The following is an 11,837-nucleotide window of genomic DNA, read 5'->3' on the forward strand; positions in this document are numbered from 1 at the left end:
ATGACGGGGGAAATTTAGGTGGCGGGGGCAGGGCGGTAAATTTCATCGGGTTGCAAACGTTCTAGCTCTGATCAAGCCGTTTCCTAAGGTAGCCAATGACAATCTCTCGACGTGGGTTCATCGCAGGCCTGGCGCTGACCGGTGCAGCCGTGCCCGCGGCCTTTTATGCCCATCGCGAGTTGACACGGGAAGAAGAGTTTCCCATCACCCCCGGCGAAGCTACGGTCGACCTCGCTGACACTCAAGGCCAGCACCTGGCGAACACCCTGCGGGGCGTCTGGAGCCTGCGCCTGGAAGGCCGCGATGCGGGCCTTGCGGGCCTGCCGCTGCATGGCCTGGAGTTGCTGCTCGACATCGCTCCACGTGGGCGTGGCCTGCGCGGTTACCTGGACACCGCCGAGCAGCTGCGCGCTGAAGGCGAGCCGCGCTACCGCGTCTTGGGTGATGTGCTGACGGGCGAGGGCGCCGTGCTCTATTGGCGCTTGATCGACCGCGATTCAGCCGGCGGCGTGCCGGCCTATGAATTCAAAATGACCCTGGATGAAGTCTGGGCCGATTTCGGCAATGCCGGCAGCGCCACCCTCAGCGGGCACATCCTCGACCTGGACCGGCCCTTGGCGCTGACCGAACGCGACAACCGTTTTATCGCCCACAAACAACTGTTCCCCGAAGCCCGCCAGCGCATCGGTCTCAACCCGACCTTGCTGGCCTGGCTGGTTTCCCCCGAACATCGCCTGTTTCACCAACTGTGGCACGCCACCCGCGATCAGTGGCACAAGCTCTCCGAAGAGAAACGCGAGGCCCTGCGTGGCATCGGCTGGCAACCCGGGCCCCGTGGCCAGGAGCGCGACGCCCGCGGCAAGCGCAAGGACCGCAATGGGTCGGGCATCGACTTCTTCTTCATGCACCGCCACATGCTCGGCACCGCACGTTCCATGCAGGACTTGCCCTCCTGGCCGCAATTCCCCGCGCCGCAACCGCCGTTGGAGCGCGATCGCCTGGGCTTTGTACGCTACTTCGACAACCACGACGGTTTCGCACTGCCGCCCTGTTGGTCAGCGCCAGATGACGCCGACTACACCCAGTGGGTCAGCGATATCAAGGCGGCCGAGACCTACCACAGCAACTTCCAGGTGTGGGAATCCCAATACCGTGACCCACGCTACCTGGCCAAGTTGACCCTGGGCCAACTGGGCTCAGAAATGGAGCTGGGCCTGCACGATTGGCTGCATATGCGCTGGGCCTCGGTGCCCCGCGACCCGTCCAACGGCGCCCCGGTGCCCTTCGCCCGTGACCCCGCAGACTTTGCCGCACGTTGGTATGCGCCGGAGAATGACTTTCTGGGCGACCCGTTTTCATCCCATGTAAACCCGGTGTTCTGGCATTTCCACGGCTGGATCGATGACCGCATCGAAGACTGGTTTCGTGCTCACGAGCGCTTCAACCCAGGCGAGGTGAGCCGACTGGAAGTCAACGGCGTGGCCTGGTTTGCGCCAGGCCGCTGGGTGGAAATAGGTGACCCGTGGCTGGGCCCGGACACCCATGGCTGCAGTACCACACCGGGGCTGCAACAGGGGCGCTCGATGGAAATGGACCCGGAGATCATGAAGCTGGCCCTGCGCATTACCTTCGGTGCCGATGAAGAGCTGCTCAAGGGGCTGTTCAAACGTGTGCCGCAACGGCCATGGTATGCGCGGCATCTGAAACTCAAACGCGAGGCTTAGCAGGGGTTTTTAAACCTGCTCTTCCTCGCGCAATTGCGCACTCATCTCATCGCAACTGCGTGCCCAGTCGCTCAACCATTGCGGCATCGGCGGTGAGGTCTCGTCCAAGCCCAACTCGCGGATGAATTCGGCCGGGGCCAGGGTGCCCTTGGCGGATCGAAACAGCCCACGCATCACCACCACGCCGACCACCCGCCCATTGCTGACGAAGCGGTGCTCCATCAGGTTCCACTTGTGGTCCCAGCCGAGAATGCGAGTGTGCACTTCGAATACTTCGAACAGCTTCAATTCCCGGCGAAACTTGCCCCAGGTATCGCCGACTATCGGCATGGCCTTGTGGCGCAGTGCCACGCGAAAGGCGCCGGTGCGCAGCACAAAATCCATGCGCGCCACATCGGCCAGGGTGAAATACCGGCCATTGGTGACATGCCGGTTCAGGTCCAGGTCCAGCGGCCAGACCCGCATGCGCACCACCGTGGTAGCCAGGCCGTGAACCGGTTTGCGCCAGGGGCGGCGCAACAGCATGTGCAGTAATCGAAACCAGAGATTCATAAAAACGCCAGACAGTTGATCAATGGCCGCACTGTACGGGGGCGGAATCGGCTAAGGTAGATGCGTAAATGACTTATTACATGCGAAAAGTGCAAGCCGGAGTTTTTACATGCATGTCACCTTGCTCCTGGCGGATCAATGTTCCGCTGCCAGTGCCACCCTGGCCATGGAGATGCTCAGTGCGGCCAATCTGTTCGCTGACAGCCCGCCGTTTGAGGTGATGCTCGCCTCTATGGACGGCCAACCGGTGACAGCATGGGGCGGGCAGCGCTTGCAGGTGCAGGGCTCACTGGCGCAGATCGCGCACACCGACCTGGTGCTGATTCCCGGGTTTCTCTTTACCCTCAAGGAGGCTATGCCGACGTTTGCTGCCTACGGCCCCTGGTTGCGTGAGCAGCATGGGCAGGGCGCCGTGTTGGCGTCGATGTGCACGGCGGCCTTCATGCTGGCCGAGACCGGGCTATTGCACGGCTTGCGTGCGACGACTCACTGGGCATTTGCCGGGTTCTTCCGGCGTCGATATGCCCAGGTCAGCCTGGATGAGGGGCAGATCCTTTGCGAAGACAATCGCCTGATCACGTGCGGGGGCGCTACGGCGGCGATGGACTTGATGCTGCAACTGATCCGCCGTTTCGGCTCGCCGGAGCTGGCTCATACCTGCGGCAAGTACTTGCTGATCGATGCCGGCCGCACCGAGCAGTCGGCCTACGCGATGTGGTCGCTGCCCAAAAGCCACGGTGATGCGCAGATCCTGCGTGTGCAGCATTGGTTGGAGCAGCACTTTGCGCAGTCAATGGCGATCGATGAGGTGGCCCGGCGCTTTGGTTTTGGCGTGCGTAATTTCAAGCGGCGTTTCAAGGATGCCACTGGTTGTACGCCGATTGGCTACCTGCAAACCCTGCGCCTGGAACGAGCCAAGCAGATGCTGGAGTCAACACGCATGACCCTCGCCAGCATCACGTATGCCGTGGGTTATGAGGACAGCAACTCGTTTCGGCGTCTGTTCCAGCAACGGGTGGGGATGCTGCCGGCGGCGTATCGCAAGAAGTTCCTGGTTGCCCAGGGCGACGCCTATGTACCTGAGGCACCGAGGTCCTGACTTGCCTTGATGCCGGTCAGGTAGGCAGGCGCGCTGCATCGTGGTCGTGTATCACTTTTTTGCGCGGGGATTGCTTTGTGCAACACCGTGCAGCAATAGCGCCTCAAACACCCGCTGTACCCGTGGTTCATCGCTGTGGGCCACATTGAAGCGCATTGAGTCGCGGTGGGCCGGGTCGTAGCCGAAGAGCGCGCCAGGTGCCAGTACCATGCTGCGTTTCAGGGCTTCCTGGGCCAGGAGTTCGCCGTTTACGCCAGGCGGCAGGCGTGCCCAGATGAACATCCCGCCTTCATACGCCATGGGCAGTTCGCACCCGCAGCGCTTGAGCCATTGTTCGACGCGCCCACCGGCTTCCATCAGGCGCTGCACCATGCGTTTGCGGTGCTTGGCGTAACTGCCTTCGCTGAGCATGCGGTAGACGATCTGTTCGAACAGTTCCGAGGTGACGCCGCCGCTCATCAATTTCATGTTGGTCAGGTTGGCGGCCAGTTGCGGGGCGGCCACCACATAGCTGACGCGGGTGTTGGCACTCAGGATCTTCGAGAACCCCGACAGGTAGGTGACCTGGTCCAGCCCGGCGACGGCGGCCAGGCGTGGGGGAGGGTTGGGGTGCAGGTCGCCGTAGAGGTCGTCCTCGACGATGTGGCAGTGGTACTGCTGGGTCAATTGCAACAGGCGAAACGCTTGGCTGGGGCTGAAGGAGTGGCCGGTGGGGTTGTGCAACACGCTGGTGGTCAGATACAGGCTGGGGCGGTGTTCGGCCAGCAGCTGTTCGAGGGCGCTGAAGTCAAAGCCGTCGGGGCGGCGTGCAATGGTGATGACCTTGACGCCATGCAGTGCCAGGTTGGCGTGAAAGTTGAAGTAGCACGGCGCGTCGAGCAGCACCGTGTCGCCGGGGCGTGCGAGCAGGCGCATGAGCATGTCCAGGCCCTGCACGGTATTGGGTGTGGTGATGATCTGTTCCACCGGCACTGACAAGCCTTCGCCGTGCAGTTTCTGTTGCAGCGCCTGGCGCAACGGCAACAGCCCCGCCGGCGTGCCCAGCCCGGCGATGCGCAGTGACGGCGCACGCACTACGCTGCGCATGGCCTGGCGGATCGCTTCGCCATTGAGCCAGTCCTCCGGCAAGTGCCCGCCACCGGGGCGCAGTTCGCCACTGGCGGTGGCCAAGGGCCGGCGCAATACGCTGAGCAGGTCTTGGGGCAATAGGTCCACCCAGGTCACTGAGGCAGGGCGGGTGCTGTCCATCGCCACGAAGTAGCCGCGGCCCTGGCTCGAGGTCAGCAGGTGGCGACCGCGCAGGCGGTCCAGTGCCTCATTGAGGGTGAACTTGCTGACGCCGAGGACCTGGGTCAGTTCACGCACGGATGGCAGTTTGCTGCCCGGTGCCCATTCGCCATTTTCGATGGCCTGGCTGAACGCCTCGACGATCTGCTGGACCTTGGGCGTGCCTTCTACGAAAGCGATGGCGGATACAAACATGACGCGTCCTTGTGTTTGCCGGTGCTTTTACCGGTGAAGTTAGGCCGGATTAGGCACCACTTTACCTGCCTTGCGCAATGCCACTCCCCTAGACTGCGCGGCATCTCGCCTGGAGATGGCGATATTTCCTACACCTGAGCAATGGATTTTGCATTTCCATGAAGACTTATATGTGCGCACCCTGCGGTTTTATGTACGTAGAAGAACTGGGAATTCCGGAGGACGGAATTCCCGCAGGCACCCCTTGGGAAGAGGTGCCTGAAGATTGGACATGCCCGGATTGCGGCGTGACCAAGGCCGATTTCATGGCCATCAATCTTCCTGAACGTCAATTCGCCTGACACTCCATCAACGAAAGGAATCGTCCCATGAACAGCAAACTGATCAACGCCACCGTCCCGTTCTGCACCGGTGTGGCCCACCAGAAATACCTGGGCGCCGAAAAGGGCCTGCAAACCGCCATCGAAGGTGACTGCACCCACTGGTACATCGACGGCAGCCTGTTCGGCGAAATGGTCGATGACTGGACCGAGGCGCGTATCGAGAGCCTGCAGGCGCAAATCGCGGCCACGGGGGTCAAGCCGGTTTTCCATGGCAACTTCAAGGCGCCGTTGGGCAGTGATGTCGAAGCCTTCCGTAGTGCGGCCGTGGAGTACGTCAAAAAAGAAATCGACATCGCCAGCCGCCTGGGCGCGCCGTTGATCATTCACGGTGGTTGCATCGTCGAGCCGAAAATGGTGCTGATGGCCAAGAAGGTCGCCCTGGAGCATTACCTCAAGTCGGTGCAGGAACTGGCGCGCTATGCCGAGGCCAAGGGCACGGATATCTACCTGGAGAACCTGTCCAACTACGTCAACTATCGGCCGTTCCACTACATCTTTACCCATGAAGCCGAATACGCCTTTGTGTTCGAGCGCCTGCAAGCCCATAGCAATGTGTATTTCTTCCTCGATGCCGGCCACGCCAACATCGAGAACGGCCTGCCGGCAGAAGTGGTGCGCAAATACCACCACCTGATCAAGGGCATTTCCTTCAGCAACAACAACGGCGTGCAAGACCAGCACTTCGGCATCCATGACGGCAACTGCGATTACGCCGATGTGCTGCAGGCCATTGTCGAGACCAACTGGAAGGGGCTGGTCGCGTTTGAAACCCGCAACCAGACCGCCAAGGCTGCCCTGGCTGACCTGGCGGTGATGTACCGCGACTCCCTGACCACCGAAATCGCTGTCGCCTGATCGGCCGGGGGCGAGCGCTGGCCGCGTTCGCCCTGTTGCTGCTGTTTCTCTTTATTCAAGGTGCTGGCCATGACAAGTGCGTTAACCCTGTCTTCATTTCTCTACTTTCTGTTGTTTTGCGCCACCATGACCTTCAGCCCGGGCCCCATGACGTTGCTGTTGTTGAGCCTGGGCTTGAAGGACGGCCTGCGCAGTTCGATCCCGGCGCAGGTCGGCGCCAGTGTGTCGTACCTGATTTCGATCCTGATCTTTGCCGTCGGTTTCTCGGAATTGATCAAGGGCAACCTCGCCATTACCCAGACCATCCAGTTTGTCGGGGTGGCCTACATTCTTTACCTGGCCTACAAGCAGTGGACCAGCAGTGGCGTGTCGATCAACAACGCCGGCACGGTCGAGGGGGCACGCAGCCTGTTTGGCAAAGGGCTGTTGACCGGGTTTTCCAACCCCAAGACGATCATCATGTTCAGCGCCGTGTTCCCGCAGTTTGCAGGCGCCGGTGAACACAGTTCGGCGGCGGACATCGCCATCCTTGGCCTGACCTTCCTGCTGCTGCAATTTGCCAGCGGCTGCCTGTATTGCTATTTCGGCCAGCGCATCAAACACGTGCTGGAAAACCCCAAGCGCCGGGTGTTGTTGCAGCGAATCACGGCCGTGTTGCTGCTGGGCGTCGCCTTGATGCTGGCGCGTGGGTTTTCGCACTGAAGTATTAGCCAATAAGCGGTAGTGGCGATTTGACGTCGCCCTGATAGACTCCAGGCATTCACCCAGGATCGCCCCCACCATGCCAGCCGTCGGAGGAAAAGGACTTCCGCTCGCTTTGCGCTTGTACAAATCTCGCCTGCTGGGGCTGACGCTCGGCTTTGTATGCGTGGCGTTCGGCATGTATCCGTTGAATCCGTCCCTGTGGGTGTGGGCCTGGATGCTGGTCAATGCCTTTGCGTGGCCGCACCTGGCTTTTCAATGTTCGTTGCGCTCGGCCAATACCTTGCGCAGCGAACGCCGCAGCCTGCTGTTCGATTCCTTTTGCGGTGGGTTCTGGGTTGGCGCGATGCACTTCAACCCGCTGCCCAGCGTCACCACCCTGTCGATGATGAGCATGAACAACGTCGCCATCGGCGGGCCGCGTTTCCTGTTCGCGGGTTGGGTGGCGCAGGCACTGGGGCTGGGCACCGCGTTGCTGCTGTTCACACCAGGATTTATCGCCGTGACCACCCAGGCCCAGCTGTATGCCTGCCTGCCGATCCTGATGCTGTATCCCCTGGCCCTGGGCTGGATCTGCTACCGCCAGGCCGTCACCTTGGCCCGCCACAAACGTGAACTGCTGGCCTTGAGCCGCACCGACAGCCTCTCTGGCCTGCTCAACCACGGCGCCTGGAAGGACCATCTGGACCTCGAGTTTCAACGCTGCCGCCGTGGCCCGGGCGGTGCCGCCATCGCGTTGATCGACATCGACCACTTCAAGACCATCAACGACACCTACGGCCATGTGACTGGCGATATTGTCCTGCGCCAACTGAGCAAGGTGTTGCGCCAGAACCTGCGCACCACCGACCTCGCCGGACGCTATGGCGGTGATGAGTTCTGCGTGATCCTGCCAGACATGCCCCTCAACCGTGCCACCGAGGTGATGGAGGCCTTGCGCGGTCGCTTCAACGCCTTGGCCTACGCCCAGGACCCGACACTGCGAGTGAGCCTGAGCATCGGTCTGGCGCCGTACCAGCCGAGCCACGCCGACTCCATCAGCTGGCTCAACGATGCCGACCAGGCGCTGTATGAAGCCAAGAGCAGCGGGCGCAACCGGGTCAGTTCGGTACAGGGCAGTTGGTTGCGGTCAGTTTAGTGGGGTAGGGTGGCGGGGCACCTTCCAACAAAAAACAAGGATCGGTCCATGCTCTTCACGTTCCCGCGTACCCTTTTGGCCGCTACCCTGGCCTTGTCTTTCAGCCTGCCGGCCTACAGCGCCGAGCCTCATAAACAGATCCAGCAACAGGCCGAACAATACAAGGCCGAAGCCTTGAAGCTGCTGGAGCGCCTGGTGAATATCGACTCGGGTTCAGGCTACGAGCCGGGCCTGACCCAAGTGCGCGATATCGCCGTGAATGAGTTGAAACAGTTGGGTTTCACCATCGAATTGGTGCCGGATAAAGCCGCCAACAATAGCCATGTGGTCGCCACCCTCAAAGGCACCGGCAAGGCCAAGATCCTGCTGATGGCCCATATGGACACCGTATTCAAGGAAGGCTCGGCTGCCGAGCGCCCCTTCCACATCAAGGACGGCCGCGCCTACGGCCCCGGCGTGATGGATGACAAGGGCGGCATCGTCGCGGGCATCTATGCGCTCAAAGTCCTCAAAAGCCAGGGCTTCAAGGATTACGCGCAGATCACCTTCCTGCTCGACGCCAGCGAAGAAACCGGCTCCGACGCCGCCTCTGAACTGATCCGCAACACTGCCAAAGGCCACGACGTGACCCTGAACCTGGAACCCGGCCGCCCCGCCGACGGCCTGGTGGTGTGGCGCAAAGGCAGCGCCACCGCGGTGGTCGAAGTCAAAGGCAAGGCCGCCCACGCCGGCGTCGCCCCGGAACTGGGACGCAACGCCGCCATGGAAGCCGCGCACCAGATCCTGCAACTGGGCAAGCTGGGCGATGAAGACAAGAAAACCACCATCAACTTCACCGTGTTCAAGTCCGGTGACCGCACCAACGTCATCCCTGACCAAGCCACCGCCAAGGCCGACGTGCGTGCGGCCTTGCCGGAAGAGTTCGACCGGATCGAGAAAGACCTGGCGCGGGTTTCAGCCAACAAATTGATCCCGGAAACCGAAGTGAAAACCAGCCTGCAGCGCGGCCTGCCACCGATGCCGCAGACAGCCGAGTCGGATAAGTTGGTAGCGATAGCCCAAGGGATTTATGGCGAACTGGGACGCAAGTTGACCATCGAAGGCAGCGGCGGCGCGGCGGATGCCAGCTTGTCCGCCGGTGTAGGCACGCCGACGCTGGATGGGTTTGGGATAGTGGGGGGCAATATTCACACGTCGGAGGAATATGCCGAGGTGGAGAGTGTGGTGCCGCGGGTTTATTTGTTGAGTCGGATGATCATGGAGTTGTCCAAGCGCTGATCAGATCGAACGAAGCGGGTTCGAATGTGGGAGGAATGCCAGCCAGGTAAACGCAGATCCCCTGTGGGAGCGGGCTTGCCCGCGAAGGCGGTGTGTCAGTTGCTGCATGTGTTACTGCACTACCGCTTTCGCAGGCAAGCCAGCTCCCACATTTGATCTTTGTTGATTTGAGCGTTGTGTTTGCTTGACTGACGGGCGTTGGGGTTAGTCACCATGTGGAAGGGTCTTCGAGGCTGGCTTTTTGGAGGTCGTCTTTCCAGACCTCGTTGGCTAGCCGATAGATGTCCGCAAAGAAGCCTCGGGGGTCGTCTATTTCTGTTTCGTCCCAGGCCATCGTTGAATACTCATCGGGGTCGTCTTCAAAGAAAGAGCTAAAATCAAAATTTTCAGTGTTTAAAGCTAAGGACAAGTTTTCCATCAGTTTATATTTGTGGCGGTGGGAGAATTCGTTGTAAGGATCCAAGCAGTATCTTAGGATCAAAATTTCTCGATCTTTTTGGTTGTTAGGGTTGTAGGCATGCAGTTCTTCTCCCTTTGTTTCTTCTCTGTCGTAAATGTCAAAAATTCCTACGAAATAGCGCAGGCTTGCGTCGAAAGGGATGTGCTCGGAGGATGGATGAAATAGCATTTTCACTCCTTAATCGGGAACAGGGTAAAAGGCGTGCCGTCTTTACGAAACTTCATTTCGGCACCATTCATTGAAGGGTTGAAATGTGGATGGTTCGGATCCGTCTTGTTTGGTCTGTAACCACGTCCAGCACCTGGCAGTTCTAGTTGGACAATATCATTCTTGTTGCCATCTATTCCGGTATGGCGCGAAAGCCCTCGTTCAACCCTTGATGTTGCTTTAGTCCATGCTTGAAGTTGAAGCTTCCAACTGTTGAATTGTGAACTGGGAGTCCCTTTTTTCTTAGGCGGTAATTTGCCCGTTATTGGATCTTTCCCATCTATTGAGCGCTGGCTCACTTTAGATGAGTCAACTTCTGGTCCATGCTTGCCAACCATATGCATGTCGTACCTTTCTTCATACTCCAAAATTCGACGCTTCGCATTCGCCTCACTTAGCTCCTCTATCTTAGCCCGTCGCTGCTCACCAGCCGTCTGAGGTGCTGACGGTTGTCCCTCATCAACCCGTGCCTTCTCAATTGGATTATCTTGTGAGGTTGTTGGCTTACACCCATTGCTACCGGGGCATGTATTTAGGCCTAGCGGATCCACCCACCCCGTGGGATTGGGCACGTACCGGTACCCATTGATCCCACCCGCCAACTTCACTGGATCTGGCGTCAGGTAACGACCAATATCCGGATTGTAGTAGCGATGGCGGTTGTAGTGCAGTCCGCTTTCCGCATCGAAATACTGCCCTTGAAACCGCAGCGGGTTTTCGATGTTGCCCACGTCGAGCCGGGCGATCTGGCCGTAGGCGCGGTAGTGGGCGGACCAGACGATTTCGCCTTCGGTGTCGGTCAGTTCTTGTGGGGTGCCGAGGTGGTCGAGTTGGTAGTGGTAGGGCTTGGTTTCTTTTGGGCCGAAACCTTCCAACAGGGCCAAGGGGCGGAAGCTGTCGGGTTCGTAGAGGTAGCTGCGATGGCGCTCTGCATGGTGTTCGGCAATCAGCTTGTCGCCTTGCCAGAAAAACTCGGTGGTCTTGCCGTCTACGGTCTTGCTGATGCGCCGCCCAAACGGGTCATAGCGATAGCTGGCGGTTTCGCCGTTCGGTTTTGTGATGCTGATTAATCGATGCTGGCAGTCGTAGCGGTACTCAGTGACAAGTTGCTGGCCTTTGCCGCGTCGTTCGCGGATGAGGTTGCCGAAGGCGTCGTAGTCGTAATGGCGGTCGCCCTGGATCATCAGGCGGTTGGCCGCAACGATGTCCGGGCCGGGGCGGTCTTGCATGAGCAGGTTGCCCGCCGGGTTGTGGGCGAAGCGTTCCTGCACGTCTTGCGAGTGGTCGGCGCGGGTCAGGCGGGCGAGGGGGTCGTAGCGGTAAAGGTGTTCGCCTTTGCGGGTGTCGAGCAGGCGGGTAAGGTTGCCGGTTTTGTCGTAGTCGTATTGGCGTTGGTAGAAATAGTTTTGCTGCTGCGTAACGGCGTGGGCGTGCAGACGATTCTGGTCGTCGTAGTGGTAGTGGCTGAGCAGTTGGCCTTGCTGGCGCTGATGCTCGCGGCCGCTCTTGAATAGGTGCGAGGTAAGCACTTCACCGTTGAGCTCGACGGTGGCGAGGTGGCCGCCTTTGTCGTGGTTGAAGGTGACGCGGTTATTATCCGGCAGGCACAGGTTTTTCAGTTGCCCGCAGGCGTCGTAGCCGTAGCGCAGGGTGCCCCAGCCTTGGTGTTCGGCGGTGAGGCGGTTTTGGCGGTCGTATTCGTAGGCCAACGCCCAGTGACCGTCTTCGACGCTGAGGAGGTTGCCCTGGCGGTCGTAGGCATAGTCGACAACGCTGGCATCGGGCAGGGTTTTTCGGACGAGGCGCCCGGCGTGGTCGCGCTCGTAACGGGTGATTAGCTGACTGTTATCGTCGCCGTATTCGGTCTTCTCCAGCAGGTTGCCGTTGAGGTCGTAGGCATAGGCGGTGCGCTGGCCGTCGAAGCCGGTTTCCTGGCGGATCAGGCCGTTGGGGTGGT

At 60.0% G+C, this 11,837-nt stretch carries 11 protein-coding genes; 7 read left to right on the forward strand and 4 right to left on the reverse strand.

Annotated elements, in window-relative coordinates:
* Positions 1-95: 95 nt before the first annotated feature.
* Complete coding sequence (gene pvdP, locus AC07S6_RS23200; RefSeq protein WP_197882124.1) at positions 96-1,724, forward strand: pyoverdine maturation tyrosinase PvdP; 1,629 nt, start codon at positions 96-98, stop codon at positions 1,722-1,724.
* 9 nt (positions 1,725-1,733) lie between these two features.
* Here pvdP and AC07S6_RS23205 read toward each other — a convergent pair whose 3' ends face one another.
* On the reverse strand, positions 1,734-2,276 hold the full coding sequence (locus AC07S6_RS23205; protein WP_495113149.1) for a thioesterase family protein: 543 nt from the start codon (positions 2,274-2,276) through the stop codon (positions 1,734-1,736).
* A 109-nt stretch (positions 2,277-2,385) separates the two neighbouring features.
* On the opposite strand from AC07S6_RS23205, the gene AC07S6_RS23210 reads away from it, so the two are divergent.
* Positions 2,386-3,375 carry a GlxA family transcriptional regulator gene (locus AC07S6_RS23210; RefSeq protein WP_495113150.1) on the forward strand — a complete coding sequence of 330 codons (990 nt, stop codon included), beginning with the start codon at positions 2,386-2,388 and terminating at the stop codon, positions 3,373-3,375.
* Between the two features lie 51 nt (positions 3,376-3,426).
* Here AC07S6_RS23210 and AC07S6_RS23215 read toward each other — a convergent pair whose 3' ends face one another.
* Positions 3,427-4,857, reverse strand: a complete 1,431-nt coding sequence (locus AC07S6_RS23215) for an aminotransferase-like domain-containing protein (protein ID WP_198863289.1) — start codon at positions 4,855-4,857, stop codon at positions 3,427-3,429.
* Between the two features lie 158 nt (positions 4,858-5,015).
* Here AC07S6_RS23215 and AC07S6_RS23220 point away from each other — a divergent pair, with 158 nt between their 5' ends.
* The 5 genes from AC07S6_RS23220 to AC07S6_RS23240 all read left to right on the forward strand — a co-directional run bounded on the left by AC07S6_RS23220 (position 5,016) and on the right by AC07S6_RS23240 (position 9,213).
* Positions 5,016-5,198, forward strand: a complete 183-nt coding sequence (locus tag AC07S6_RS23220; protein WP_014718115.1) for a rubredoxin — start codon at positions 5,016-5,018, stop codon at positions 5,196-5,198.
* A gap of 27 nt (positions 5,199-5,225) precedes the next feature.
* Positions 5,226-6,095: a sugar phosphate isomerase/epimerase family protein gene (locus tag AC07S6_RS23225; protein ID WP_034127732.1), complete on the forward strand. Its 870-nt coding sequence runs from the start codon at positions 5,226-5,228 to the stop codon at positions 6,093-6,095.
* A gap of 69 nt (positions 6,096-6,164) precedes the next feature.
* Positions 6,165-6,797, forward strand: a complete 633-nt coding sequence (locus tag AC07S6_RS23230; protein ID WP_032892247.1) for a LysE family translocator — start codon at positions 6,165-6,167, stop codon at positions 6,795-6,797.
* Positions 6,798-6,876: 79 nt separating this feature from the next.
* The gene (locus tag AC07S6_RS23235) at positions 6,877-7,935 is read left to right on the forward strand and encodes a diguanylate cyclase (protein ID WP_495113151.1); all 1,059 of its coding nucleotides are present in this window, start codon (positions 6,877-6,879) and stop codon (positions 7,933-7,935) included.
* Positions 7,936-7,983: 48 nt separating this feature from the next.
* Positions 7,984-9,213 (forward strand): M20/M25/M40 family metallo-hydrolase, encoded by a 1,230-nt coding sequence (locus AC07S6_RS23240; protein ID WP_495113152.1) that lies wholly within the window; start codon positions 7,984-7,986, stop codon positions 9,211-9,213.
* A 208-nt stretch (positions 9,214-9,421) separates the two neighbouring features.
* On the opposite strand, the gene AC07S6_RS23245 is transcribed toward AC07S6_RS23240, so the two are convergent.
* Both AC07S6_RS23245 and AC07S6_RS23250 read right to left on the reverse strand, forming a co-directional pair.
* On the reverse strand, positions 9,422-9,841 hold the full coding sequence (locus AC07S6_RS23245; RefSeq protein WP_236265849.1) for a hypothetical protein: 420 nt from the start codon (positions 9,839-9,841) through the stop codon (positions 9,422-9,424).
* 2 nt (positions 9,842-9,843) lie between these two features.
* Positions 9,844-11,837: RHS repeat domain-containing protein (locus AC07S6_RS23250; protein WP_495113153.1), on the reverse strand; the 1,994-nt coding region annotated here is incomplete at its 5' end.

The organism is Pseudomonas sp. GW821-FHT07B01 (assembly GCF_059419065.1).